28 protein-coding genes are annotated in these 23700 nt (G+C 63.6%); 19 read left to right on the plus strand and 9 right to left on the minus strand.

Annotated elements, in window-relative coordinates:
- Positions 1 to 9 precede the first annotated feature (9 nt).
- From urtA to ureC, 10 genes are all read left to right on the plus strand, one after another.
- On the plus strand, positions 10 to 1275 hold the full coding sequence (gene urtA / locus DBO86_RS19210) for an urea ABC transporter substrate-binding protein (RefSeq protein WP_108234562.1): 1266 nt from the start codon (positions 10 to 12) through the stop codon (positions 1273 to 1275).
- A gap of 101 nt (positions 1276 to 1376) precedes the next feature.
- On the plus strand, positions 1377 to 2945 hold the full coding sequence (gene urtB / locus DBO86_RS19215) for an urea ABC transporter permease subunit UrtB (RefSeq protein WP_108234563.1): 1569 nt from the start codon (positions 1377 to 1379) through the stop codon (positions 2943 to 2945).
- 5 nt (positions 2946 to 2950) lie between these two features.
- Positions 2951 to 4036 (plus strand): urea ABC transporter permease subunit UrtC, encoded by a 1086-nt coding sequence (gene urtC, locus DBO86_RS19220; protein ID WP_425266810.1) that lies wholly within the window; start codon positions 2951 to 2953, stop codon positions 4034 to 4036.
- Entirely contained in the window at positions 4033 to 4875 is an 843-nt protein-coding gene (gene urtD / locus DBO86_RS19225; protein ID WP_108234565.1) for an urea ABC transporter ATP-binding protein UrtD, read from the plus strand. The genes urtC and urtD overlap by 4 nt, the downstream gene beginning before the upstream one ends.
- Before the next feature lie 131 nt (positions 4876 to 5006).
- Positions 5007 to 5705 (plus strand): urea ABC transporter ATP-binding subunit UrtE, encoded by a 699-nt coding sequence (gene urtE, locus DBO86_RS19230; protein ID WP_108234566.1) that lies wholly within the window; start codon positions 5007 to 5009, stop codon positions 5703 to 5705.
- Positions 5706 to 5848: 143 nt separating this feature from the next.
- Entirely contained in the window at positions 5849 to 6685 is an 837-nt protein-coding gene (locus tag DBO86_RS19235) for an urease accessory protein UreD (RefSeq protein WP_108234567.1), read from the plus strand.
- 184 nt (positions 6686 to 6869) lie between these two features.
- Entirely contained in the window at positions 6870 to 7172 is a 303-nt protein-coding gene (gene ureA, locus DBO86_RS19240) for an urease subunit gamma (RefSeq protein WP_004425162.1), read from the plus strand.
- Between the two features lie 3 nt (positions 7173 to 7175).
- A complete protein-coding gene (locus DBO86_RS19245; protein ID WP_108234568.1) occupies positions 7176 to 7676 on the plus strand; it encodes a GNAT family N-acetyltransferase in 501 nt (166 codons plus the stop codon).
- A 7-nt stretch (positions 7677 to 7683) separates the two neighbouring features.
- Complete coding sequence (locus DBO86_RS19250) at positions 7684 to 7992, plus strand: urease subunit beta (protein WP_108234569.1); 309 nt, start codon at positions 7684 to 7686, stop codon at positions 7990 to 7992.
- Between the two features lie 122 nt (positions 7993 to 8114).
- Positions 8115 to 9815, plus strand: coding sequence for an urease subunit alpha (gene ureC / locus DBO86_RS19255; protein WP_108234570.1), 1701 nt, complete (start codon positions 8115 to 8117; stop codon positions 9813 to 9815).
- A gap of 105 nt (positions 9816 to 9920) precedes the next feature.
- Here the strand turns inward: ureC and DBO86_RS19260 are convergent, their stop codons facing one another.
- The 8 genes from DBO86_RS19260 to DBO86_RS19295 form a co-directional block, all read right to left on the minus strand.
- Positions 9921 to 10466 (minus strand): REP-associated tyrosine transposase, encoded by a 546-nt coding sequence (locus tag DBO86_RS19260; protein ID WP_075745327.1) that lies wholly within the window; start codon positions 10464 to 10466, stop codon positions 9921 to 9923.
- Positions 10467 to 10567: 101 nt separating this feature from the next.
- The gene (locus DBO86_RS19265; RefSeq protein WP_108234571.1) at positions 10568 to 11011 is read right to left on the minus strand and encodes a hemerythrin domain-containing protein; all 444 of its coding nucleotides are present in this window, start codon (positions 11009 to 11011) and stop codon (positions 10568 to 10570) included.
- A 74-nt stretch (positions 11012 to 11085) separates the two neighbouring features.
- Positions 11086 to 11352 (minus strand): DksA/TraR family C4-type zinc finger protein, encoded by a 267-nt coding sequence (locus DBO86_RS19270; RefSeq protein ID WP_021487914.1) that lies wholly within the window; start codon positions 11350 to 11352, stop codon positions 11086 to 11088.
- A gap of 69 nt (positions 11353 to 11421) precedes the next feature.
- Entirely contained in the window at positions 11422 to 12285 is an 864-nt protein-coding gene (locus DBO86_RS19275; protein ID WP_026088748.1) for an isocitrate lyase/PEP mutase family protein, read from the minus strand.
- Between the two features lie 137 nt (positions 12286 to 12422).
- On the minus strand, positions 12423 to 13424 hold the full coding sequence (locus tag DBO86_RS19280; RefSeq protein ID WP_108234572.1) for a type II secretion system F family protein: 1002 nt from the start codon (positions 13422 to 13424) through the stop codon (positions 12423 to 12425).
- A gap of 53 nt (positions 13425 to 13477) precedes the next feature.
- On the minus strand, positions 13478 to 14233 hold the full coding sequence (locus DBO86_RS19285) for a substrate-binding periplasmic protein (RefSeq protein ID WP_059390375.1): 756 nt from the start codon (positions 14231 to 14233) through the stop codon (positions 13478 to 13480).
- 53 nt (positions 14234 to 14286) lie between these two features.
- A complete protein-coding gene (locus DBO86_RS19290) occupies positions 14287 to 15060 on the minus strand; it encodes a substrate-binding periplasmic protein (RefSeq protein ID WP_108234573.1) in 774 nt (257 codons plus the stop codon).
- Between the two features lie 79 nt (positions 15061 to 15139).
- A complete protein-coding gene (locus tag DBO86_RS19295; RefSeq protein ID WP_108234574.1) occupies positions 15140 to 16063 on the minus strand; it encodes a substrate-binding domain-containing protein in 924 nt (307 codons plus the stop codon).
- A gap of 165 nt (positions 16064 to 16228) precedes the next feature.
- Here DBO86_RS19295 and DBO86_RS19300 point away from each other — a divergent pair, with 165 nt between their 5' ends.
- From DBO86_RS19300 to DBO86_RS19335, 8 genes are all read left to right on the plus strand, one after another.
- Positions 16229 to 16954, plus strand: coding sequence for a VC0807 family protein (locus tag DBO86_RS19300; protein ID WP_108234575.1), 726 nt, complete (start codon positions 16229 to 16231; stop codon positions 16952 to 16954).
- Between the two features lie 12 nt (positions 16955 to 16966).
- Positions 16967 to 17404, plus strand: a complete 438-nt coding sequence (locus tag DBO86_RS19305) for a YqaA family protein (protein WP_108234576.1) — start codon at positions 16967 to 16969, stop codon at positions 17402 to 17404.
- 237 nt (positions 17405 to 17641) lie between these two features.
- Positions 17642 to 18619: a lysylphosphatidylglycerol synthase transmembrane domain-containing protein gene (locus DBO86_RS19310; protein ID WP_004425186.1), complete on the plus strand. Its 978-nt coding sequence runs from the start codon at positions 17642 to 17644 to the stop codon at positions 18617 to 18619.
- Positions 18620 to 18681: 62 nt separating this feature from the next.
- Positions 18682 to 19947: an Hsp70 family protein gene (locus DBO86_RS19315; RefSeq protein WP_108234577.1), complete on the plus strand. Its 1266-nt coding sequence runs from the start codon at positions 18682 to 18684 to the stop codon at positions 19945 to 19947.
- A 285-nt stretch (positions 19948 to 20232) separates the two neighbouring features.
- Entirely contained in the window at positions 20233 to 20397 is a 165-nt protein-coding gene (locus DBO86_RS26850) for a hypothetical protein (RefSeq protein ID WP_004425190.1), read from the plus strand.
- Positions 20398 to 20880, plus strand: a complete 483-nt coding sequence (locus tag DBO86_RS19325) for a hypothetical protein (protein WP_004425192.1) — start codon at positions 20398 to 20400, stop codon at positions 20878 to 20880.
- Between the two features lie 271 nt (positions 20881 to 21151).
- Positions 21152 to 21685, plus strand: a complete 534-nt coding sequence (locus DBO86_RS19330; RefSeq protein WP_084340356.1) for a hypothetical protein — start codon at positions 21152 to 21154, stop codon at positions 21683 to 21685.
- Between the two features lie 4 nt (positions 21686 to 21689).
- On the plus strand, positions 21690 to 22115 hold the full coding sequence (locus tag DBO86_RS19335) for a bleomycin resistance protein (RefSeq protein WP_004425198.1): 426 nt from the start codon (positions 21690 to 21692) through the stop codon (positions 22113 to 22115).
- A gap of 38 nt (positions 22116 to 22153) precedes the next feature.
- Here DBO86_RS19335 and DBO86_RS19340 read toward each other — a convergent pair whose 3' ends face one another.
- On the minus strand, positions 22154 to 23053 hold the full coding sequence (locus DBO86_RS19340; protein ID WP_074856201.1) for an AEC family transporter: 900 nt from the start codon (positions 23051 to 23053) through the stop codon (positions 22154 to 22156).
- A gap of 275 nt (positions 23054 to 23328) precedes the next feature.
- Here DBO86_RS19340 and DBO86_RS19345 point away from each other — a divergent pair.
- Positions 23329 to 23700 (plus strand): hypothetical protein (locus DBO86_RS19345; RefSeq protein WP_108234578.1); only part of this gene is annotated, 372 nt, incomplete at its 3' end.

Here is a 23700-nt window from a genome sequence, read left to right on the forward strand (position 1 = left end):
GAACGCACCATGCAACGTCGCAGCCTGATCAAGGCCTTTACCCTTTCCGCCTCCATCGCCGCCATGGGCCTGAGCTGGTCCATCCAGGCCGCCGAGACCATCAAGGTCGGCATCCTGCACTCGCTGTCCGGCACCATGGCCATCTCGGAAACCTCGCTGAAAGACATGGCGCTGATGACCATCGACGAGATCAACGCCAAGGGCGGCGTGCTCGGTAAGCAACTCGAGCCGGTGGTGGTCGACCCGGCGTCGAACTGGCCACTGTTCGCCGAGCGTGGCCGCCAGTTGCTGACCCAGGACAAGGTCGCGGTGACCTTCGGCTGCTGGACCTCGGTATCGCGCAAATCCGTGCTGCCGGTCTATGAAGAGCTCAACGGCCTGCTGTTCTACCCGGTGCAGTACGAAGGCGAAGAGATGTCGCCGAACGTGTTCTACACCGGTGCAGCGCCAAACCAGCAGGCCATCCCGGCGGTGGAATACCTGCTCAGCGAAGACGGCGGCGCCGCCAAGCGCTTCTTCCTGCTCGGCACCGACTACGTCTACCCGCGCACCACCAACAAGATCCTGCGCGCCTTCCTCAACAGCAAGGGCATCGCCGACAAGGACATCGAAGAGGTCTACACCCCCTTCGGTCATAGCGACTATCAAACCATCGTCGCCAACATCAAGAAGTTCTCTGCTGGCGGCAAGACTGCTGTGGTCTCCACTGTGAACGGCGACTCCAACGTGCCGTTCTACAAGGAACTGGCCAACCAGGGCCTGGAAGCCACCGAAGTGCCGGTGGTGGCCTTCTCCGTGGGTGAAGAAGAACTGCGCGGCATCGACACCAAGCCACTGGTCGGCCACCTGGCGGCCTGGAACTACTTCCAGTCCGTGGAGAACCCGGTCAACGAGAAGTTCGTCGCCGACTGGAAAGCCTACGCCAAGGCCAAGAAGCTGCCGAACGCCGACACCGTGGTGACCAACGACCCGATGGAAGCCACCTACGTGGGCATCCACATGTGGGCGCAAGCGGTCGAGAAGGCCGGCACCACCGACGTCGACAAGGTGCGCGAAGCCATGGCCGGCCAGGAATTCGCGGCCCCGAGCGGCTTCACCCTGAAGATGGACGAGAAGAACCACCACCTGCACAAGCCGGTGATGATCGGCGAGATCCAGGAAGACGGTCAGTTCTCCGTGGTCTGGGAAACCGAAGGCCCGATCCGCGCCCAGCCGTGGAGCCCGTACATCGAAGGCAACGACAAGAAAGCCGATACCCCGGTGAAGTCGAACTGATTCTACGGTTCTCACCCGCTGTAAACCTGTAGGAGCTGGCTTGCCAGCGATCACCCTGATCGCCCGCAAGCGGGCTCCTACAGGCCATCAAGGACCCCCTTATGCCCACTGCCCTTACCCGAATTTTTCTGAGCCTGCTGCTGTTGCTGCCACTGACGGCGCAGGCTGGCGAGGCCGACAATTTCGTCGCTGCCAACGCCAGCAAACAGGCCAAACTGCTGCAGGACTGGGCCGCCACGCCCAACACCGAACGCATGCCACTGCTGCAAGCCCTGCAGCAGGGCCGCGTCGGCAGCGATGCCGACAAACGTGCCTTCATCGAACAGGACGGCACCTGGCAGGCCGCCGATGGCGACGCAGAAGCCAATGGCACGCCACGCAAACTGCGCCTGAACAACCGCCTACGCGGCCTGGTCACCTTCGCCGTGGCCAGCCATCAGTTGCTCGATGACGATGCCGCCGTGCGCCTCGCTGCGGCCAAGCAACTGCAACGCAACACGCCGCCGACACTGCTGCCGCTGCTGGAAAACCGCCTGAGCATGGAAGCCGACGAGAACGTGCGTGACGCCATCACCCTGGCCCTGGCCAACCTGCAACTGGAGGCCAGCGACCCGGCCGTGCGCCTGGCGGCCGTGGAGCGCCTGGGCAAGACCGGCGACCCGCTGGCGCGCACCCGCCTGCAAAGCCTGCTCGATGGCGCGGAAAGCGATAGCGCCGTGCGCGCCGCTGCCGAGCAGAGCCTGGCCCAGGTGAAGAACAAACTGCTGATCGGCGAACTGCTCGGCCAGGCCTTCAGCGGCCTGTCGCTGGGCTCGATACTGCTGCTCGCAGCGCTGGGCCTGGCCATTACCTTCGGCCTGCTCGGGGTGATCAACATGGCCCACGGCGAGATGCTGATGCTGGGCGCCTACACCACCTACGTGGTGCAGCTGAGCTTCCAACGCCTGGCGCCCGAATACCTCACGCTCTACCCACTGGCTGCGTTGCCGATCGCCTTTGTGGTCACCGCCTGCATCGGCATGGCGCTGGAGCGCACGGTGATCCGCCACCTCTACGGTCGCCCTTTGGAAACCCTGCTGGCCACCTGGGGTATCAGCCTGATCCTGATTCAACTGGTACGCGTCACCTTCGGCGCGCAGAACGTCGAAGTGGCCAACCCGGCCTGGTTGTCCGGCGGCATGCAGGTGCTGCCGAACCTGGTACTGCCCTACAACCGCATCGTCATTATCGGCTTCGCCTTGTTCGTCGTGCTGCTGACCTGGCTGCTGCTGAACAAGACACGCCTGGGCCTGAACGTGCGCGCGGTAACCCAGAACCGCAACATGGCCGCCTGCTGCGGCGTGCCCACCGGACGCGTGGACATGCTGGCCTTCGGTCTCGGCTCGGGCATCGCCGGCCTCGGCGGCGTGGCCCTGAGCCAGATCGGCAACGTCGGCCCGGACCTCGGCCAGAGCTACATCATCGATTCCTTCCTGGTGGTGGTACTCGGCGGCGTCGGCCAACTGGCCGGTAGCGTGCTGGCCGCCTTCGGCCTGGGCGTGGTGAACAAATTCCTCGAGCCGCAGATCGGTGCGGTACTCGGCAAGATCCTCATCCTCGCGCTGATCATTCTGTTTATCCAGAAACGCCCGCAAGGCCTCTTCGCTCTCAAAGGACGGGTGATCGACTGATGACCATGCCACTCAATCAAACGCTGCTGGCCCGCGCCAGCGCCAAACTCGGCCCGCAGGTATCCATCGCCATCGGCCTGGTGGTGCTGGCGATCCTCGTCGCCATGCCGCTGCTGCACCTGTTGCCGGCCGACCACGCCCTGCACGTCTCGGCCTATTCGCTGACCCTGGTGGGCAAGATCCTCTGCTACGCCATCGTCGCCCTGGCGCTGGATCTGGTCTGGGGCTACGCCGGCATGCTGTCGCTGGGCCACGGCCTGTTCTTCGCCCTCGGCGGCTACGCCATGGGCATGTACCTGATGCGCCAGAGCGCAGGTGACGGGCTGCCAGCCTTCATGAGCTTCCTGGCCTGGAACGAGCTGCCCTGGTACTGGTACGGCACCTCCAGCTTCCTCTGGGCCATGTGCCTGGTGGTGTTGGCGCCCGGTCTGCTGGCGCTGGTGTTCGGCTTCTTCGCCTTCCGCTCGCGGATCAAGGGCGTGTACTTCTCGATCATGACTCAGGCGCTGACCTTCGCCGGCATGCTGCTGTTCTTTCGTAACGAAACCGGCTTCGGCGGCAACAACGGCTTTACCGGCTTCACCCGCATCCTCGGCTTCGACATCACCGCGCAGAGCACTCGCGCGGCGCTGTTCTTCGCCACCGTGGTGTTGCTGGTGGGCAGCCTGTACCTGGGCTTTCGCCTGGCACGCAGCAAGTTCGGCCGGGTGCTTACCGCCCTGCGTGACGCCGAGAACCGCCTGATGTTCTGCGGCTACGACCCACGCGGCTACAAGCTGTTCATCTGGGTCTTGAGCGCGGTGCTATGCGGCCTGGCCGGCGCACTGTACGTACCGCAGGTGGGCATCATCAACCCCAGCGAGATGGCGCCGACCCAGTCCATCGAAGCCGCCGTGTGGGTCGCCCTCGGTGGTCGCGGCACGCTGATCGGCCCGCTGCTTGGCGCCGGCCTGGTCAACGGCATGAAGAGCTGGTTCACCGTGGCCTTTCCGGAATACTGGCTGTTCGCCCTGGGCGCGCTGTTTATCGTCGTCACCCTCTTTCTACCCAAGGGAGTGATCGGCCTGCTGAAGAAGGAGAAGGATCAATGAGAGCCACTCCCCTGCCCGAGACCATGCTCGAAGCCACCTTCGACCCTACCGGCCTGGCGTTGGACACCGGCAAGACCGTCGGCAAGGGCGTCAACGTCCGCCACGGCACCATCCTCACGCTGGAAGATATCAACGTCAGCTTCGATGGCTTCAAGGCACTGACCAACCTGACCCTGTACATCGGCGTCGGTGAGCTGCGCTGCATCATCGGCCCCAACGGCGCCGGCAAGACCACCATGATGGACGTGATCACCGGCAAGACCCGCCCGGACAACGGCGTGGCCTACTTCGGCGAGCAGTACGACCTGACCGCCATGAGCGAAGTGCAGATCGCCCAGGCCGGCATTGGCCGCAAGTTCCAGAAGCCGACGGTGTTCGAAGCGCTGACGGTGTTCGAAAACCTGGAGCTGGCACAGAAGACCAACAAATCGGTATGGGCCAGCCTGCGCGCCAGGCTCAGTGGCGAGCAGAAGGATCGTATCGAGGACGTACTGACCACCATCCGCCTGGAAGCTTCGCGCAACCGCCCGGCCGGGCTGCTCTCTCACGGTCAGAAGCAGTTCCTCGAGATCGGCATGCTGCTGATGCAGGAGCCGCATTTGCTGCTGCTCGACGAGCCAGTGGCAGGCATGACCGATGCCGAGACCGAGTTCACCGCCGAGCTGTTCAAATCGCTGGCACGCAAGCACTCGCTGATGGTGGTGGAGCACGACATGGGCTTCGTCGGCTCAATCGCTGACCACGTCACCGTGCTGCACCAAGGCAGCGTGCTGGCCGAAGGCTCGCTGGAACAGGTACAGAACGACGAGCGGGTGATCGAGGTTTATCTGGGGCGCTGACAACCGTGCGCACCGCATTCGATGGTTCCCACGCTCCGCGTGGGAACCCCTCCAGGAACGCTCTGCGTTCCAGCGACGCGAAGCGTCGTCAGCTACATGTCCACGCAGAGCGTGGGCACGAGAGGTACGCCATGCTGCAAGTCCAACAACTCCACCAGTATTACGGCGGCAGCCACATCCTTCGTGGCCTGTCGTTCGACGTGAAGGTCGGCGAAGTCACCTGCCTGCTCGGCCGCAACGGCGTGGGCAAGACCACTCTGCTCAAATGCCTGATGGGCCTGATCCCGGCCAAGGACGGTAGCGTGCAATGGGAAGGTAAGGCCATCACCGCCTTCAAACCGCACCAGCGCGTGCACGCCGGCATCGCCTACGTGCCCCAGGGCCGCGAGATCTTCGGCCGCCTGACGGTGGAAGAGAACCTGCTGATGGGCCTGTCACGCTTTCCCGGCAGCCAGGCCAAGGCCGTCCCGGAGTTCATCTACGAGCTGTTCCCGGTGCTGCGCGAAATGAAGCATCGCCGTGGCGGCGATCTGTCCGGTGGCCAGCAGCAACAGCTGGCCATCGGCCGCGCCCTCGCCAGCCAGCCACGCCTGTTGATCCTCGACGAGCCCACCGAAGGTATCCAGCCCTCGGTGATCAAGGAGATCGGCGCGGTGGTCCGTAAATTAGCGGAGCGTGGCGACATGGCCATCCTGCTGGTCGAGCAGTTCTACGACTTCGCCGCCGAACTGGCCGACCAGTATCTGGTGATGAGCCGTGGCGAGATCGTCCAGCAGGGCCGTGGTGAGAACATGGAAGCCGAAGGTGTGCGCGGGCTTGTAGCCATCTGATGCACGGCCGCTGGCGGGAGGGGCTTTAGCCGCAACGACTCCTGTCATGGCCATTACTGCGGGCCACCACGCACCGAGTTGGTTCGAGGCACGCCTCTTGCTTGCCCACTAGGTCAACTGTCCTGCGAAAGCGCTACCCTGATATGAATCTGCCTGCTGCCCTGTTCACGCCAAGCTGGCCTGCCGAGCTGGAGCTGGCCTATGCGCGCCACGGCGAACGCACCACGCCGGTGCGCAGACGCCACCTCGGCCCACTTAGAGTGCAGAAGCACCTGTATGCCGAAGGGCCGGAGGTGTGCCAGCACATCATCGTCCATCCGCCCGGCGGCATCGCCGGTGGCGATACGCTGGACATCTCGGCCCATGCCGGCGAGAACACCTGGGTGCAGCTCACCAGCCCCGGCGCCGCCAAGTGGTACAGCGCCGCCGGTGTCGCCCGCCAGGATCTGCGTCTGCGCATCGACGCCGGCGCCACCCTGGAGTGGCTGCCGCAGGAAACCATCATCTATGCCGGCGCCCAGGCCGAACTGCACACGCAGATCGACCTGCACGGCGACGCCCGCCTGCTTTACTGGGACATCGTCGCCCTCGGCCGCCCGGCTGCCGACGAGCGCTTTGCCAGCGGCCATTTTCAGGCCGCGCTGGACGTCCGCCGTGACGGCAAGCTGCTCTGGCACGAACGCCAGCGCGTGGTCGGCGGCGACGGTCTGCTCGATTCACCTATCGGCCTCAACGGCCAGCCGGTGTTCGCCACCCTGCTGATCAGCGCCGATGTAGACAGTGATTTGCTGGAGCGCTGCCGGGAGCTGAAGATCGACGGTGTACGCGGTGACCTCAGCCAGCTCTCGGGCCTGCTGGTCGCACGCTGCCTGGCCAGCGAAGCGCTCAAGGCGCGTGCCTGGCTGATCGAGCTCTGGCGCCTGCTGCGCCCGGCGATGCTGGGGCGCGAAGCAGTGCCGCCGCGAATCTGGAGCACATGAGCACAACGGACATGTAGGAGCCGGCTTGCCGGCGATCGACAGAGGCCTAATCGCCGGCAAGCCGGCTCCTACAAATTGCAGTACAGCCACGCCAGAGTGGAACAGCACACGCCGCGTTCCACCCAGCGACCGAAGCACTATTGCGGACAAGGCACAGCCTTGCCGCTCCAAGACTGGAGCCGTCATGGATTTGTCACCAAGAGAAAAAGACAAGCTGCTGATCTTCACCGCCGGCCTGGTGGCCGAGCGCCGCCTGGCGCGTGGGGTGAAGCTGAATTACCCGGAGGCCATGGCTTACATCTCTGCCGCCCTGCTCGAAGGCGCGCGCGACGGCCAGACAGTCGCCGAACTGATGCATTTCGGCACAACCCTGCTGGCCCGCGATCAGGTGATGGAGGGTGTGCCGGAGATGATCCCGGAGATCCAGATCGAAGCCACCTTCCCCGACGGCACCAAGCTGGTGACCGTCCACCAGCCGATCGCGTAACTCATGAGTTATTCCATAGTCGATGCTGGCGAAGCCGACCTGCCCGGCATTCTCGCCATTTACAACGACGCGGTGCAGCACACCACGGCGATCTGGAACGAGACCCTGGTGGATCTCGCCAACCGCCGCGCCTGGCTGGCCGAGCGCACGGCGGCCGGCTTCCCGGTACTGGTCGCACATGACGCCGCCGGCGAGGTAGTCGGCTACGCCAGCTACGGCACCTGGCGCACCATAGAAGGCTTCCGCCAGACCGTCGAACACTCGGTCTACGTGCGCGCCGACCAACGCGGCCAGGGCCTCGGCCCGGCGCTGATGCAGGCGCTGATCGAGCGCGCTCGCGCCGCCAACCTGCACGTCATGGTCGCCGCCATCGAATCAGAGAACGCCGCCTCGATTCGCCTGCACCAGCGCCTCGGCTTCGTCACCAGCGGACAGATGCCCCAGGTCGGCCGCAAGTTCGGGCGCTGGCTGGATCTGACTTTCATGCAACTGATTCTGGAGTGAACAGCCCATGATTCCCGGCGAATACCAGATTGCCGATGGCGAGATCGAGCTCAATGCCGGTCGCCGCACCCTGACCCTGTCCGTGGCCAACAGCGGCGACCGACCGATCCAGGTCGGCTCGCACTACCACTTTTTCGAGACCAACGATGCGCTGCTGTTCGACCGCGCCAGCACCCGTGGCATGCGCCTGAATATCCCGGCCGGCACCGCCGTGCGCTTCGAGCCCGGACAGAGTCGTGAGGTGGAACTGGTCGAGCTGGCCGGCGCGCGTCGGGTGTTCGGCTTCGCCGGGCGGGTGATGGGCAATCTCGACTGATGGTTCCCACGCTCTGCGTGGGAACCCATAGCGGGACGCTCCGCGTCCCTGCGACGCAGAGCGTCGCCAACTGCATGTCCACGCAGAGCGTGGGCACGATCAAACGAATACAGGAAGTGCCGATGAAGATTTCCCGCCAAGCCTACGCCGACATGTTCGGCCCCACCGTCGGCGACAAGGTACGCCTGGCCGACACCGACCTGTGGATCGAAGTCGAGAAGGACTTCACCACCTACGGTGAAGAAGTGAAATTCGGCGGCGGCAAGGTGATCCGTGACGGCATGGGCCAGGGCCAGCTGTGCGCCGCCGATGTGGTCGATACCCTGATCACCAACGCGCTGATCATCGACCACTGGGGCATAGTCAAGGCTGACGTCGGCCTCAAGGATGGTCGCATCGCTGCCATCGGCAAGGCCGGTAACCCGGATATCCAGCCGAACGTGACCATCGCCATCGGCGCCGGCACCGAGGTGATCGCTGGCGAAGGCATGATCCTCACCGCTGGCGGCATCGACACCCATATCCACTTCATCTGCCCGCAGCAGATCGAAGAGGCGCTGATGAGCGGGGTGACCACCATGATCGGTGGCGGCACGGGACCTGCCACCGGCACCAATGCCACCACCTGCACGTCCGGGCCGTGGCACATGGCGCGCATGCTGCAGGCCGCCGACGCCTTCCCGATGAACCTGGGCTTTACCGGCAAAGGCAACGCCTCGCTGCCCGAGCCGCTGATCGAGCAAGTGAAAGCCGGCGCCATCGGCCTCAAACTGCACGAGGACTGGGGCACCACTCCGGCGGCCATCGACAACTGCCTGAGTGTGGCCGACGATTACGACGTGCAGGTGGCGATCCATACCGACACGCTGAACGAATCCGGCTTCGTCGAAACCACCCTCGGCGCGTTCAAGGGCCGCACCATCCACACCTATCACACCGAAGGCGCTGGCGGCGGCCACGCGCCGGACATCATCAAGGCCTGCGGCTTCCCCAACGTGCTGCCGTCCTCGACCAACCCGACCCGCCCGTTCACCAAGAACACCATCGACGAGCACCTGGACATGCTCATGGTCTGCCACCACCTCGACCCAAGCATCGCCGAGGACGTGGCCTTTGCCGAAAGCCGCATCCGCCGCGAGACCATTGCCGCCGAAGACATCCTCCACGACCTCGGCGCGTTCTCCATGATCAGCTCCGACAGCCAGGCCATGGGCCGCGTCGGCGAGGTGATCACGCGCACCTGGCAGACCGCCGACAAGATGAAGAAGCAGCGCGGCGCCCTGCCCGAGGACGTGCCGGGCAACGACAACTTCCGCGCCAAGCGCTACATCGCCAAGTACACCATTAACCCGGCCATCACCCACGGTATCAGCCATGAAGTGGGCTCCATCGAAGTGGGTAAATGGGCCGACCTGGTGCTCTGGCGCCCGGCCTTCTTTGGGGTCAAGCCGACACTGATCCTCAAGGGCGGGGCGATTGCCGCCAGCCTGATGGGCGACGCCAACGCTTCGATCCCGACACCGCAACCGGTGCACTACCGGCCGATGTTCGCCAGCTACGGCGGCAGCCGCCATGCCACCAGCATCACCTTCATTAGCCAGGCGGCGTTCGACGCCGGCGTGCCCGAGCAGCTCGGCCTGAAGAAGAAAATCGGTGTGGTCAAAGGTTGCCGCGAGGTGCAGAAGACCGACCTGATCCACAACGGCTACCTGCCGAATATCGAGGTCGATCCGCAGAACTACCAGGTCAAGGCCGACGGCCAGTTGCTCTGGTGCGAGCCGGCCGAAGTGCTACCGATGGCGCAGCGTTATTTCCTGTTCTGACATCGCAGGCTGAGACGACAATGGCGGGTTTCACCCGCCCTACGGGATGAAAGGCTGCGGTATTCGCCGCGCCGCCGAGCGGTAGGGCGGGTGAAACCCGCCAATTCATTCACCGACACTCGGTTCGTTGTCACCCATATCCCCGCCCCAATCGCTGGAATAAACACCCTCCTTCACCCAACGATGAAATGAAGACCAGGGCCAATCCCTGACTCGTCTCACCAGCCCATGCTTGAGCGGGTTGCCGTGCAGGTAGTCGAAATGTTGCGCGTAGTCGCACTCGTCACGGATCAGATGCTCCCAGAAGCGCTGCTGCCAGAGCGTGCCCTGGCCCTTCGTCTGACGTCGGTGGCTCAACAAATCCGAGCGGTTATAGCGGCTGCCACACGCATGCGTGACATGCCGCTTGATCAACCGCCAGCGATTGGAAAAGTCCGCATCACCTGCCGGCAAGCGCCAGATGGCATGCAGATGATCGGGCAGCAATACCCAGGCGTCGATGACGAAGGGCTGGGTAAGACGCACCGTTTCGATGGCTTCGCGCAAAGCTTGGCGGATATCGGGATCAGTGAGGATCGGCTGACGCCGCTCAGTGACTAGCGTGAAGAAATAGGTGCCGCCAGGAACGGCGGCGCGGCGGTAGTCAGACATGGCAACGTCCTTGTTGCGGAGCTGGCTGTGGCGGGTTTCACCCGCCCTACGGTCATGTGTAGGGCGGGTGAAACCCGCCGTTGCCATTGAGGCTAGCCCATTCAGGACGCCTGCTTCATCTCGTCGTAGGCGTTGAGATAGTCACCCGCCAGTTGCTGCTTCTCCTTGTCGCGAAGCAGCTTGCCGGCCATCTGGAAGAAGGTGCGTTCTTCTTCCTTGAGATGATGCTCGACTTTCTCCGCCAGCGCCTTGGCTTGCGCCAGCCAGCTCGGGCTGCTGGGGTCGGTTTCCTCCAGGTCCTCGATCATTTCGTCCATCTGGTGATGCTCGGCGATCGCGTGGCGCGACAGATCCACGCCCGCATCTTGCTGCATCAGGGGAATATAGAAATGGCGTTCTTCGGCCACCGAGTGCACGGCCAGCTCCTGCTTGAGCTGAGAGAACAAAGCGTGGCGTTCGGCGCTGTCGCCCTGGGTGGCGATCAGTTTCTGCGCCAGTTCGCGCTGGATATCGTGGCTGATGCGTAGGGCTTCGAAAATCGTCATGCAGGCACCTCTTCCTGAGTCACGGTCTAGTAGCACTAGACCATCAGGACTCGAATAGGTGCCATACCGCTCGCTCAGCGCAGCTGGCTGTCCTTGCTACCGCGACGGTTGTAGCCGCTGTAGGCGGCATTCTCCCGGTCGTGCTCGGCCTGGCAGTTGACGCACAGGCGCACGCCGGGAATCGCCTGACGCCGAGCCTCGGGAATGACAGCATCGCATTCCTCGCAATGGCGCAGGCTCTCGCCCTTCGGCAGCTGGCTGCGAGCACGCGCGACGGCGTCCTCGATGCTGCTGTCGATCTGCTCCTGCACTGCGTCGTCACTTGCCCATCCGCCTGCCATGCTCTGTTTCCTCGCGCTCTCTGGACAGATATGCGCCCGAGAAATGCGAAGTGCAAGTGCTGCTGGTCGTTATTCGCGCACTTCCATGAACTCCTTGGCCCAGAGGATGTAATCCTCGGGCATGGTGTACTTGTGGGTCAGCTCGGTGGCGTTGAGGTCGCACGGCTGGGCACCGCGCTGTTCGCGCAGGCAGTCGTAGGTGGCCTTGATCGCGGCGAAGTAGGCAGCATGGCCGTTGACCACGATGCGCACGCCCAGGCGCGCCAGGCGTTGGTTGTCGCGCAGTTCGGGGTTGCCGTAGGTGACCAGCATCAGCGGCACCTTGAGGCCTGCGGCGATCTGCTCCAGGTGGGCGAAATCCTTGATCCCGACCAGGCAGATGCCGTCGGCGCCGGCAGCCTCATAGGCGCGAGTGCGGCGGATCACTTCGTCCACCTCCAGTACGCCGGCATGGGTACGGGCGATGATCGAGAGCTCCGGATCGACACGCGCCTCCAGCGCAGCGAGGATCTTGCCGACGCCTTCCTCGATGGAGATCAGGTCGGTGGACTTGCGACCGAACTGGGCCGGCAGCAGGGTATCTTCGATGGTCAGCGCGGCGACGCCGGCGCGTTCCAGCTCGACCACGGTGCGCATCACATTGAGCGCATTACCGTAGCCGTGGTCGGCATCGGCGATCACCGGCAAACGCGAGACGCGGCCGATGCGCGCGGCCTGCTCGACGAATTCGCTGAGAGTGATCAGGGCGAAGTCCGGCGCACCGAGTACCTGCAGGGAGGCGACGGAGCCACCGAGGATACCGACCTCGAAGTCGAGATCGGCGGCGATGCGGGCGGACATGGGGTCGAAGACCGAAGCCGTGTGGTAGCAGCGGTCGGAAGCCAGCAGGGCACGAAAGGCACTGCGTAGCTCATGATGAGATGCACGTTGCAGGATGGGCATGGGGCGTATTCCAAAGTCGGTTGAATCGCTTTTTTCTCTTTTTAGTAATGGCGTAGACGTGACGAATGCTAGCGCAAGGCACTTGCTGCCAGCTTTCAAACGGACCGCCGTGGTCGATAACCAGCAAATTATCGGCCAGCCAGCTCCGCGGGCAGGGCCGGGAAGAAACCGCCACCGGTCAGCAGGCCGTACGCCATCCACACGGCGACGGCCAGATAGAACAGGCGTGGTGCCCAGCTCGCCAACGCCTGCTGGCTTGCAGCCAGCTGCTGCGCCTGCAGGCGGGCGAAACGCAGCAGCGCCTCGCCTGGTCGGCCGGTCGCTTCGCCGGTATTGAGCACGCCGATGAGCATGGCTTTGCCATGAAAACTCAGCCCGTCGAAAGCGCGCACCAACGACTGCCCAGCCGCAACCCGTGGTGCCAGGTTGGCGAAATCCCGCCGCAGCCGTGCATTGGTCACGGCATTGCAGGCACGCGGCAAGGCATCGAGCACCGGCATGCCCGCCTCCAGCAACAGCCCGAGGCTGTCACAGAAGTTACGGATATCCGCCCGCAACTGCAGGCTGCCCAATATCGGCAGGGCCAGCAGAAGATCGTCGAGTGGACCTGGCTGATCGCTTCGCCGCTGCTGCCAGCGCCGCCACAACGCACGCGCACCGAACAGCAGCGCAGCCAGCCACAACACGGGCAGCAGAACGGCCGCCAGGTAACCTGCGCCACTCAGGCTGCCAGCGACCAGAGAAGGCAAGGGCTTGACCGCCAGCGCCAGCAGCAAAACCCCGGCGGGCAGCAGAAGACGTGACTTCAATTCTGCGGCATGACGCGCCTGTTCATCGTAGCGCTGCGCCAGTTGCTCGTAGATATGCGCCAGCGCTCCGGCTTCTTGAGCGGCGCGTACCAGGCCGCTTTCCAGTGGCGTGAACACGCCACTCAACTGGCCGGAACTCGCCAGGTCGCGGCCGCCGCCGACCATCTGCCGCAAGCGCTTCACGGCGGCTTCGTGGCGCGTACCGAGATCCAGACTGGCCAGCGCCCGATCAATGGGCACACCGGCCCGTTCCATCGCCCCAAGGTGAGCGAACAAGCCGGCGCGACTGCGCAGATCGAGAGTGAGATGACGACGCGACATGATCGGGCTCGGTGGATTTCAGCGCTCAGGTTAACCAGTCGTCACGCGAGGCGCTACGGAGCGATGGGGGGCATCGGCGCATGCGGCAGCCAACGCCTGAGGATCGCCGCGAGGCTGCCGTCCTCATGCATCTGCTGCAACGCGCGCTGCCAGCGCACCACACGCACCACCGAAGTCTGCGGGGAGAAGGCGATGTAATAGGCCGAGCGCATGAATGGCACATGCGCGGTGACGTCCTGCGGTTTGAGATCGACAGCAGCCAGCTCGCCAGCCAGGGTCAGGTCTTCGGTAGCGATCAGGTTGACCCGGCCATGCTTGAGCATGGTCACCATCTGTTTCGAACTGGGCACGCCGTAGAGGTTGGTAAAGCCCCTCGCGCTGAGGGTCTCGAAGGTGTACCACTGCTTGGGCAACGCCAGTGGCCCGCTGGCCGCGGCCTGCTCCAACGTGTCGATGACCAGGTCGCGCGACTTGAGCGAATAGAAGCTGGTGGTGCCGACCACTATGGGCCCGACCCACTGAAACCTGTTCTCGCGCTCAGGAGTGCGCACGGTGGAAAACAGCGCGACATCTTCCTCCTGTTGAGCCAGATGCAATGCTCGCGTCCAGGGCATCAGTTCGATCTGGCCGCTGTCGCCGGTGCGCGCCAGTAATGCTCTGACCACCTCGACGGCAAGACCGCTGGGCTCGCCCTCGCGCAAGAAGCTCATTGGCGGCGCATCCTCGGTGAGCAGACGCAACTGTGCCTCCACCGGAGCGCACAGCACCACCAGCAGGACACACAGCCATCGATTAATACACTTGGCCATCACCGCCCCTCCCGCTTGCAGCCTAGCAAGACGTGGAGCGCCATGCAGCCGCTTCACTCGAGGCGTAGCAAATCGACCAACGTCCGCTCATCGGCCGTCGGAAACCAGTGTCGATAGATCCGCTCCAGGCTGCCGTCATGACGCATCTGCTGCAGCGCCTGCTGCCATCGCGCGACACGAGCGGTATCCGTCTGCAGGGAAAAGGCGATATAGGAGTCATTGGGCATCAGGTCGAACTGCGCCTGCAGTTGTCCGGCATTCATGCCCTGTTCGGCAAGCATGCCGTCGAGGGTCAGGTTGTTGGCCAGCAGCAGCTTGACCCGGCCATGGCGAAACATGCGCAGCATGTCCTGAGGCGTCGGCACGCCATACAGGTTATCCAGCTCCTGTTCACGCAGCAGTTCGTAGCTGTACCACTGCTTGGGCACGGCGAGGGTGCCGAGCTGGCGCACGTCGTCCAGACTGGTGACTCGCAGCCCGGCATCCTTGTGCGTGTAGAAGCGCGTATAGCCTCGCGCGATCGGCCCGACCCACTGAAACTCGGCTTCGCGCTGCGCCGTGCGCACGGTGGAAAACAACGCGGTGTCGGCCTGATGACGAACCTGGTGATAGCCGCGTGTCCAGGGCACCAGTTCGATGCGCGCCAGCTCACCGGTGCGGCGGATCAACTCTTCGACCACCGCCACAGCCATGCCACTCGGCTTACCATTCTCGAGATAGCTGAAAGGTCGATAGTCTTCGGTATACAGCCGCAACTCGGCAGCCGTCACGTGGACGCAGAAACTGCAGAACAACAACAGAGCTGCGAGCAGGTACTTCAGGTTCATTGCACGCCACCGTCTAGAGCGCGCCCTACAGCCAATTCAGGGCGGCCAGGACAAGGATCATAAACCCGCGCTCTGCCCATCACCAAGGCTGTTGCGGCGCGGTCATATCGGCCAATTCCCTGGCGGTCAGTACCCGTGGCTCGAGCAACAGCTGCAGGCGTGAAATGGCGCGTTCGCCACTCAGGGCCCGATGCACCAGGCGCACCGCATGATCGCCCATGGCCTGCGGCTGCTGAAGCAACAGGGCGTGAATCTGTCCTTGTCTCACGGCATCGAACAGCAGTTCGCCTCCGTCGAAGCCGACGAAGTCCACCGTACCGGCCTTGCCCAACTGGCGCAGGGCCGCCAGTGTCGCCCGGCTGCTGGTGCCATTGGGGCTGAACAGGCCGTCGAGCCTGGGCAACTGCTCGCTCAGGGCCTCGGCGATGCGCTGGCGGTCATCCCCCAGGTAGGCATCGAATACCACCTGCAGCCCTGACGCCTGTGCCGCCAGCAGAAAGCCGCGCTCACGCTCCTCGGTCGATTGCAGCCCGGGACGCAAACGCAACAACCCGACTCTGCCACCCTGCCCGAGACGCTCGGCCAGTTGTTGCCCGGCCAACTGACCTGCGAGGAAGTTGTCGGTCGCCACCAGCGCATAAGCGCCATTTCCCGCAACGCCGCGGTCGACATAGACGGTGGGAATACCTTCGTCACGCAAGGCCACTATCCGGGTATCGATGGCATCGCCAGCCGGGGCGATGATCAGCGCCTTGCAGCCCTGTGCAAGCACGCGATCTATCAGTTGCAACTGCACCTCGACGCTGCCCTCCTGGGTCGGGCCGCGCGTATAGAGTTCCAATTGCAGATCGTCAGCGGTGCGTCTCGCGCCGGCCTCCAGCTCGCTCCAGAACGCCGATGTGCCGGCCGGCACCATACCGATGCAGTCTCGCGCCCAGGCCGGCACAGGCGTCAGGAAAAGAGCAGCCAGCAACAGGCAAATGAAAGGGATGATTCTTGGCATGTTCGACTCCCAGGCCTTGCCATCACTTTAGCATCGCCAGCCAGCTCTTCTCTCCTGTCGGATGGCTGTCGACTCATACTTTTTCACATTCAAAACCGACGGTCGGACTAGCCCTGGCGCGCCGGGCAGGCGATCATCGGCCTTCCTACGCAGACTCCAGCTACCATGACCGCCACTACTGACAGCCGTACCCCGACGCACAAGCCCCGCCCGCTGATCGACTTGGCCATCAGCATCCTGATTCCCTCGTTCATCCTGATGAAGCTCAGTGGCGAGCACCGCCTCGGCGCCGATGGTGCGCTGATTCTGGCCCTGGCGTTCCCGCTGGGCTGGGGCGCGTTCGAGCTGATCAAATATCGCAAATTCAACTTCATCGCCCTGCTCGGCCTGATCAGCGTAGCGCTGACCGGCGGTATCGGCCTGCTCAAGCTCGACACTCAGTGGCTGGCAGTCAAGGAAGCACTGATTCCCGGCCTGATCGGCATTGCCGTGCTGGTTTCCACCCGCACCCGCTACCCGCTGATTCGCACCCTGCTGTTCAACAAGACGGTGCTCAATATCGACAAGATCCACGATCGTCTGCAGCAAGGCGGCCACGTCGAGCACTTTGAGACGCGCCTGATGCGCGCGACCTACTGGCTCAGCGGTACCTTCTTCTTCTCCTCGTTCATGAACTACGTGCTGGCCAAGTGGATCGTGGTCAGCCCGGCCGGCACCGAGGCCTTCAATGATGAACTGGGGCGCATGACCTTGCTCAGCTACCCGATGATCGCCATTCCCTCGATGGTCATGCTGATGGCCATCTTCTACTACCTGTGGAAGACCATTCACGGCCTGACCGGCCTGAGTCTGGAAGAGATCATGGCCAATCCCCAGGATCGCCAGTCCTGACCGGCTGATCCCATGCTGGCCGCCTCCGCCTACCTGGGCCTGTTCCTTTCTGCCTTCTTCGCCGCCACCCTGCTACCCCTGCAATCGGAGGCGGTGCTGGTGGCGCTGCTGCTCGGCGGCGCTCATGCCACCTGGGCGCTGCTCACGGTTGCCACCGCCGGCAACGTGCTGGGTTCCTGGGTCAATTGGCTGCTCGGGCGCTCCCTCGAACACTATCGCCAGCGGCGCTGGTTTCCGGTAAGCGACACGCGCCTGCAACAGGCGCAGAGCTGGTATGCCCGCTATGGTCGTTGGTCACTGCTGCTAAGCTGGATGCCAGTGATCGGCGATCCGCTCACCCTTGTGGCCGGCGTGATGCGCGAACCGCTGTGGCGTTTTCTGCTGATCGTCACCCTGGCCAAGGCCATGCGCTACGCCGTACTGGCCGCAATCACCCTGACCTGGATCTGAGTCGATGACTCGCTCGCGGATATCCACACCCCCTGCGAGGACATACTCGGTAACGCCGCAAATGCGCACAGCGGTTGAGCATCTGCCGCGCCTCCGTGATACTGCGCAGCGCGCTGAGCAGGCATGACACGTCCGCGCGCCCGCATAACCGGCCCACTAAGCCGATGAACAGCAGCCTCGATAGGGGCGTACGGCCCGTCTTCACCGCCTCATGGGCCTATCGAGTGAGGAGTTGCAGTGTCCGTTGTTGAAGCCAAACCCAAACTGAAACGCAGCGATCTGATCTGGTCGCTGATTGGTCTTGGCGCCGTAGTGCTGTCCTGCTTCCTGCTCTACCGCGAATTGCGCAACATCTCCCTCGACGAGATTGCTGACAGCCTGCGCGCGATCAGCCACACCAATTGGTTGCTGGCAGCCGGCGCCACGCTCGGTGCTTATTGGGCCCTGGCCTGGTACGACCGCATCGCCATCGCCCACCTGGGCCGAAAGATCTCCTGGCGCTTCATCACGCTCTGCTCCTTCACCACCTATGCCCTGGCCCACAATATCGGCGCCTCGGTATTTTCCGGTGCCGTGGTACGTTACCGGGCCTACCGCAGCAAGGGCCTGACGCCACAGGAAATCGGCATCCTTATCGTTTTCTGTTCCTTTACCTTCGCCCTCGGCACCCTGCTCGCCAGCGGCTGCGTGCTGATCGCTCAGCCCGAGCTGATTCACCGCGTTGCTGACGTCACACCTCTGGTCTCGATAGTCATAGGCAGCGTCCTGCTGTGTCTGGTAGGCCTCTACGTGCTGGGCTCCTGGCGCCAGTTCAAACCCTGGACGCTGGGCAAGCTGCATGTGGAATATCCGCGCCTGCCCATAGTCAGCCGCCAGTTGTTGGCCGGCCCGCTGGAACTGCTCTGCGCCGCGGCGATCATCTATTTCGCCCTGCCGGCCGACAATCATCCCGGCTATCTGGTGGTGCTCGGCGTGTTCCTCGCCTCCTTCTCTCTGGCGCTACTGTCCCATGCACCTGGCGGCCTGGGTGTACTGGAAGTGACCTTCCTCGCCGCACTGCCGGAGATTCCCGCTGCCGATGTGCTGGCCGCGCTTATCGTGTTCCGCGTGTTCTATCTGCTGCTGCCCTTCGCACTGTCACTGCTGGTAGTGCTGGGCTTCGAATGGACGCAATGGAAGCGCAAGCGCGAAGAGAGCCTTGACCTACCGTCCTGACGGCTCGCCGTCGCCGCGCCACTGACATAGAATGCGCGGCCGTTTTTCATGGCCTGCGTTTCATGTCTTTCTCCACTCCCGCCCGCGCCTGCGGCATCGACTTCGGCACCTCCAACTCCACCGTCGGCTGGCTGCGCCCCGGCCAGGACAGTTTGCTGACACTGGAGGACGGCAAGATCACCCTGCCCTCGGTGATCTTCTTCAACACCGAGGAGCGCCGCCCGGTCTACGGCCGCCTGGCCCTGCACGAGTATCTGGAAGGCTACGAGGGGCGCCTGATGCGCTCACTCAAGAGCCTGCTGGGCTCCAAGCTGCTGAAAAGCGAAACCACGGTGCTGGGCAGCGCCCTGCCGTTCAAGGACCTGCTCGGCTTCTTCATCGGCGAGCTGAAAAAGCGCGCCGAGGCCCAGGCCGAGCGCGCCTTCGAGGAAGTGGTGCTGGGCCGCCCGGTATTCTTCGTCGATGACGACCCAGCGGCCGATCAGGAAGCGCAGAACACCCTGGTGGCCGTGGCGCACAAGCTTGGTTTCAAGGAGGTGTCGTTCCAGTACGAGCCCATCGCCGCGGCCTTCGACTACGAGTCGAGCCTGGAGCGCGAGGAGCTGGTACTGATCGTCGACATCGGCGGCGGCACCTCGGACTTCTCTCTGGTGCGTCTGGCCCCTGAGCGCCACCATTTGGCCGAGCGCCAGGACGACATCCTCGCCACCGGCGGCGTGCATATCGGCGGGACCGACTTCGACAAGCAACTGTCGCTGGCCGGGGTGATGCCGCTGTTCGGCTACGGCAGCCGGATGAGGAGCGACGCCTTCATGCCCACCAGCTACCACCTCAACCTGGCGACCTGGCACACCATCAACGCGCTGTACGCGCAGAAGACCCAGTTGGCCCTGCAGAACATGCGCTACGACATCGTCGACGCCACCGGCATCGACCGCCTGTTCGGCCTGATCGAACAGCGCGCCGGGCACTGGCTGGCGATGCAGGTGGAAGAGAGCAAGATTGCCCTGAGCGAACAGGACGCGCGGCCCATCGACCTGTCGCGCGTCGAGCCGGGCCTGGTCGCCGAGCTGACCCGCCCGCTGTTCGAGAATGCCATCGAGCCGCTGCTCGAACGCATCCGCGCTAGCCTCACACAATTGCTCGCCGATGCCGGAGTCAGCGCCGATCAGGTCGACACACTGTTCTTCACCGGCGGCTCCAGCGGCGTGCCGGCGCTGCGTCAGAGCGTGGCCGCCATGCTGCCCAATGCACGCAGTGTGGAAGGCAATACCTTCGGCAGCATCGGCAGTGGTCTGGCCATCGAAGCGAAAAAACGCTACGGCTGAGCCGATTCTGTTCCCAAATACTACCCGTACGTCGCAGCATCAGTTACAGGGTCTAGGTTTACCCGGTGTTCAATCAGCCCACCGGGTGATCGCCATGCTGAAGAAACTGCTGCTCACCACCACACTTGGCCTGCTGCTGGCTGGTGCCATTTTGCCCAGGCCCACCATGGCTGGAGTTTCTACGACGCCGATCAGCTTCTGAGCCTGGAAGTACCGCTGCAGACCGTCAACTACCGCAACCCGCACGCCGACGTGAGCATCGAGCACGACGGGCGCACCTAGCAGGTGATCCTCGCCCCGATCAGCCGCCTGCAGGCCCCCGGCCTGCCGGAATCCGACCTGACCGCGGGCAAGACCGTGATCATAGTCGGCTACCCACGCAAGGACGGCACCACGGAGATCCGCGCCGAACGCATCATCGTCGACGGGCGCACCATCGAACTGCGCTAGATGAACAGCCTGATCGCCTGGGCCGCCTGGCTCGAAGCCACGGCGCTGGGCGAGCAGATGCGCAGCTCGGCACTGCTCTACCCGGCGCTCAACCTGCTGCATCTGCTTGGCCTGGTGCTGCTGCTTGGGCCCATGCTGCTGCTCGATGCGCGTCTGCTTGGCGCCGGCCGCAGTTTCCCGCTGACAGCGGTGTCGCGCACGCTGACGCCACTGGCGGTGGCCGGCCTGTTGCTCCTGCTGGGCAGCGGCGTCTGTCTGTTCGCCGCCGACGCAGGGCCGCTGGCAGTCGACCGTCTGCTGCAGCTCGAGCTGCTGCTGATCGCCCTGGGTATTGGCAACGCTCTGTTGCTTCGCCAGCTATGGAGTGCCCGGCTGGGCGACTGGGATACGTACGCGCCACTGTTCGGTCGGCTGAAAGCGGCGCTGTCGCTGCTGTTGTGGCTCCCGGTGATGAGCCTCGGCCGCCTGCTGGACTACTTCTAGCGCAGCGTGCTTTGCCTTAACAGGACGTTGAAAACTACCTACGTTGGCAATCCTGCGTTAAAAACAACCTCGCGTGCGAGCCCAGTCAAAATGCTCATTTACAAATATGTAAACTGCGCTTTTTCGGTCGTTTGACTCGCTGGCGCTCGCCCTTCGGGCCAGCCTGCGGCTGTTACTCCCGTTGGTCGTTGCGCCTTGTCTTGCCTGCCTCGCCTACGTTTTCAACGACCTGTTATCCTGCGCGCCTTCGCCCTCGAACAGGAATGCCCCGATGAAAGCCCAGCTGGAAGAACTGATCGCCAAGATAAGCTCCGGCTGCCTGGCCGAGGACGAGATCGCCCGTATCGCCGACGAGGCCACCCAGGCTTACGCCGATCCGACCGCCTTCCTCGCCGCCAACCCGGACGTCAACTACGACGACGAATTCCCCATCCCCCTGGGCGAATGGGTGGTGGTTGGCAGCCTGCCGGATACCGTGCTGTTCCAGGCCGACAGCTATGAAGAGCTGTTCCAGCGCATCACCGAGTCCTTCGGCCCGCAGGTGCAGTTCGTGCTCAAGGCCAAGCAACTGGCCAAGACCGAGCCACTCAAGGCGCTCAACCGCATTCAGGTGCAGCTTTCGGCCCTGTCGCCGGAAACTGGCGGCTACGTACTGCTGGATTTCAGCGAACCGTTGGACGACGAACTGCAGGCGGTACTGGTGTACGCCAGCGACCTGCCGCGGGTGATGGAGCTGGCGGTGGAAGTGGGCATCTATGCGGCGCCAGCGCTCGAAGCGCTGAAAGCAGCTCAGTCTGACGAGTAAAGCCATGCCCCGGCCCTTGCCTGCACTGACCCCGGAGTTACTGGTGCATAACCTGTCCATCAGCCTTGGCTTCTATTGCGACTTGCTGGGCTTCAAGGTTCTGTTCGAGCGTGTAGAGCAGGGGTTCGTCGCGATTGGCCTGGGAGAGGCGGCGCTCATGCTGGAGCAGATTGCCGACAACCAGGACAACGATGATCCCTGGGTCGTCGGCCCACTGGATGCACCATTGGGCAGGGGCATTAATCTGCAGATAACCGTGGATGACATTGAACGGCTGCATCAGCGGCTGCTGTCCTCAGACCAGCGCCTGAGACTGCCGCTGGAAGACGTGTCTTACCAGGCAGGGGCTCAATTGCTGAACGTGCGCCAGTTCATGCTGCAGGATCCGGATGGTTATCTGCTGCGTTTCAGCCAGATCGTCAAAGGCTGATCCCTCCCCCCCGCGGTCAAGGTCGGAGAGCACGACCTTCAGATGCCCATCACCATCATCCACAGCGGCAGCGTCACCGCCGACAACAAGGTCGACAGCGAGATCGCGGCGCTGACGCTACGGTTGTCCTCAGCCGTACGGCAGAACGCCATGACGTTGACACCGCTGGGGCAGGCTGCCAGCAGCACCAGCACCGTACGCGCTGAGTCGTTCAATCCCGGCAGCAGACCACTCAACAGCCAGACCATGGTCGGGAACAGCGCCAGCTTGGCGAAGGTCAGCCCCCAGGCCTCCGTCGTCGGGCGCAGGCGATACCGCGACAGGCTGGCGCCGAGCACGATCAGCGCGCAAGGCAAGGCAGCCTGGCCCAGCCAGGTGATCGCCCGCCACAGGCTTTCCGGCACCTGCAGCCCGGACAGGTTGACCAGCGCCCCCAACCCCAGACCGATGATCATCGGGTTGGCCAGATTCTTCAGCAGCGCGCGACCGTCGACACGCTCCTGACTACCGAAAGCGGCATAGAAACTGTGCAGGGAAAACAGTGTGAGGCTATGGAACACCAGGATGGCAAAGACGTAGAGCAGACCGTCATTGCCCATCAGGCTGGCGATCAGCGGAATGCCCACCAGCACGTTGTTGGAGAAGGCCGCCACCAGCCCCAGCGGCGTCGCCGTACCGCGACGCCAGTGCGCCAGCACGTTTACCACGCCGAACACCAGCAGTACCGGTAAGTAGTAGGCCAGCAGCAGCATTGGCGACAGACCTTCGGCCAGCGATGCCTTGGCGATACCGGCGAACAGCAGCGTCGGCATGAACAGCTTGAAAGTGATGTTGGCCAGACCGGTCGCCGACTCGTTGGTCAGCCATTGCCGCCAGCCAAGCACATAGCCGAGAACGATCAGAGAGAAGATCGGCAAAATTGCCTGTGCCGCGAGCATGACGGATCCTGCCTCCTGGGAACTGCTGAAGAAGGCGGATCGCACTGGACCCGCGAGGGTCGCCAAGCATACGCGTGCCGGGTCATCGGCGCGATGCGTGGCGAAACATTCGCCGCTCGGCTTGCCGGCCGGCCAGAAACCCCGTGATAGAGCCTCTCGACCAAGTATTGAAGGTATCGATGTTCACTATCAGGACAGTCAAGTTCTTATCTGCGCTCATGTCCTCAAGAATTGCCTCCGAAGCCACTTATTAACTCCCCCACGGAGACACCGACATGAAAACTCAACTGACCCTCGCCGCTCTGGCCCTCAGCCTGATGACCACCAGTGTATTCGCCGCCCCGAGTAGCGCGCCCTTCCCGCTGGTGGGCGAAGCCAAGGACAGCCAGGTACAACAGCAACCCATCGCACCGCTCGCCGAAGACGGCTCCGACCGTACGCCGGGTGCACAGCGCATCCAGCTGGTAGAAGGCGGCTACGAGCGTACTCCGGGCGCTCAGCGCCTGCAGCTGGCCGAAGATGGCTACGACCGTACTCCGGGTGCACAGCGCATCCAGCTGGCCGACGACGGCTACGACCGTACCCCGGGTGCACAGCGCATCCAGCTGGTAGAAGGCGGCTACGAGCGTACTCCGGGCGCTCAGCGC

Origin of the sequence: Ectopseudomonas oleovorans (assembly GCF_003052605.1) — a bacterium.
Classification (GTDB): Bacteria; Pseudomonadota; Gammaproteobacteria; order Pseudomonadales; family Pseudomonadaceae; genus Aquipseudomonas; species Aquipseudomonas oleovorans_A.

What these genes read in the sequence shown, in the direction of transcription:
- DBO86_RS19290 (WP_108234573.1), bottom strand. Translation starts at nt 15,060, where the DNA reads ATGAACCTGAAGTACCTGCTCGCAGCTCTGTTGTTGTTCTGCAGTTTC.
- DBO86_RS19325 (WP_004425192.1), top strand. Translation starts at nt 20,398, where the DNA reads ATGAACAGCCTGATCGCCTGGGCCGCCTGGCTCGAAGCCACGGCGCTG.
- DBO86_RS19295 (WP_108234574.1), bottom strand. Translation starts at nt 16,063, where the DNA reads ATGCCAAGAATCATCCCTTTCATTTGCCTGTTGCTGGCTGCTCTTTTC.
- urtA (WP_108234562.1), top strand. Translation starts at nt 10, where the DNA reads ATGCAACGTCGCAGCCTGATCAAGGCCTTTACCCTTTCCGCCTCCATC.
- DBO86_RS19270 (WP_021487914.1), bottom strand. Translation starts at nt 11,352, where the DNA reads ATGGCAGGCGGATGGGCAAGTGACGACGCAGTGCAGGAGCAGATCGAC.
- DBO86_RS19305 (WP_108234576.1), top strand. Translation starts at nt 16,967, where the DNA reads ATGCTGGCCGCCTCCGCCTACCTGGGCCTGTTCCTTTCTGCCTTCTTC.
- urtD (WP_108234565.1), top strand. Translation starts at nt 4,033, where the DNA reads ATGAGAGCCACTCCCCTGCCCGAGACCATGCTCGAAGCCACCTTCGAC.
- DBO86_RS19340 (WP_074856201.1), bottom strand. Translation starts at nt 23,053, where the DNA reads ATGCTCGCGGCACAGGCAATTTTGCCGATCTTCTCTCTGATCGTTCTC.
- DBO86_RS19330 (WP_084340356.1), top strand. Translation starts at nt 21,152, where the DNA reads ATGAAAGCCCAGCTGGAAGAACTGATCGCCAAGATAAGCTCCGGCTGC.
- urtC (WP_425266810.1), top strand. Translation starts at nt 2,951, where the DNA reads ATGCCACTCAATCAAACGCTGCTGGCCCGCGCCAGCGCCAAACTCGGC.
- ureC (WP_108234570.1), top strand. Translation starts at nt 8,115, where the DNA reads ATGAAGATTTCCCGCCAAGCCTACGCCGACATGTTCGGCCCCACCGTC.
- DBO86_RS19315 (WP_108234577.1), top strand. Translation starts at nt 18,682, where the DNA reads ATGTCTTTCTCCACTCCCGCCCGCGCCTGCGGCATCGACTTCGGCACC.
- ureA (WP_004425162.1), top strand. Translation starts at nt 6,870, where the DNA reads ATGGATTTGTCACCAAGAGAAAAAGACAAGCTGCTGATCTTCACCGCC.
- DBO86_RS19280 (WP_108234572.1), bottom strand. Translation starts at nt 13,424, where the DNA reads ATGTCGCGTCGTCATCTCACTCTCGATCTGCGCAGTCGCGCCGGCTTG.
- DBO86_RS19285 (WP_059390375.1), bottom strand. Translation starts at nt 14,233, where the DNA reads ATGGCCAAGTGTATTAATCGATGGCTGTGTGTCCTGCTGGTGGTGCTG.
- urtB (WP_108234563.1), top strand. Translation starts at nt 1,377, where the DNA reads ATGCCCACTGCCCTTACCCGAATTTTTCTGAGCCTGCTGCTGTTGCTG.
- DBO86_RS19265 (WP_108234571.1), bottom strand. Translation starts at nt 11,011, where the DNA reads ATGACGATTTTCGAAGCCCTACGCATCAGCCACGATATCCAGCGCGAA.
- urtE (WP_108234566.1), top strand. Translation starts at nt 5,007, where the DNA reads ATGCTGCAAGTCCAACAACTCCACCAGTATTACGGCGGCAGCCACATC.
- DBO86_RS19335 (WP_004425198.1), top strand. Translation starts at nt 21,690, where the DNA reads ATGCCCCGGCCCTTGCCTGCACTGACCCCGGAGTTACTGGTGCATAAC.
- DBO86_RS19235 (WP_108234567.1), top strand. Translation starts at nt 5,849, where the DNA reads ATGAATCTGCCTGCTGCCCTGTTCACGCCAAGCTGGCCTGCCGAGCTG.
- DBO86_RS19245 (WP_108234568.1), top strand. Translation starts at nt 7,176, where the DNA reads ATGAGTTATTCCATAGTCGATGCTGGCGAAGCCGACCTGCCCGGCATT.
- DBO86_RS19250 (WP_108234569.1), top strand. Translation starts at nt 7,684, where the DNA reads ATGATTCCCGGCGAATACCAGATTGCCGATGGCGAGATCGAGCTCAAT.
- DBO86_RS19260 (WP_075745327.1), bottom strand. Translation starts at nt 10,466, where the DNA reads ATGTCTGACTACCGCCGCGCCGCCGTTCCTGGCGGCACCTATTTCTTC.
- DBO86_RS19300 (WP_108234575.1), top strand. Translation starts at nt 16,229, where the DNA reads ATGACCGCCACTACTGACAGCCGTACCCCGACGCACAAGCCCCGCCCG.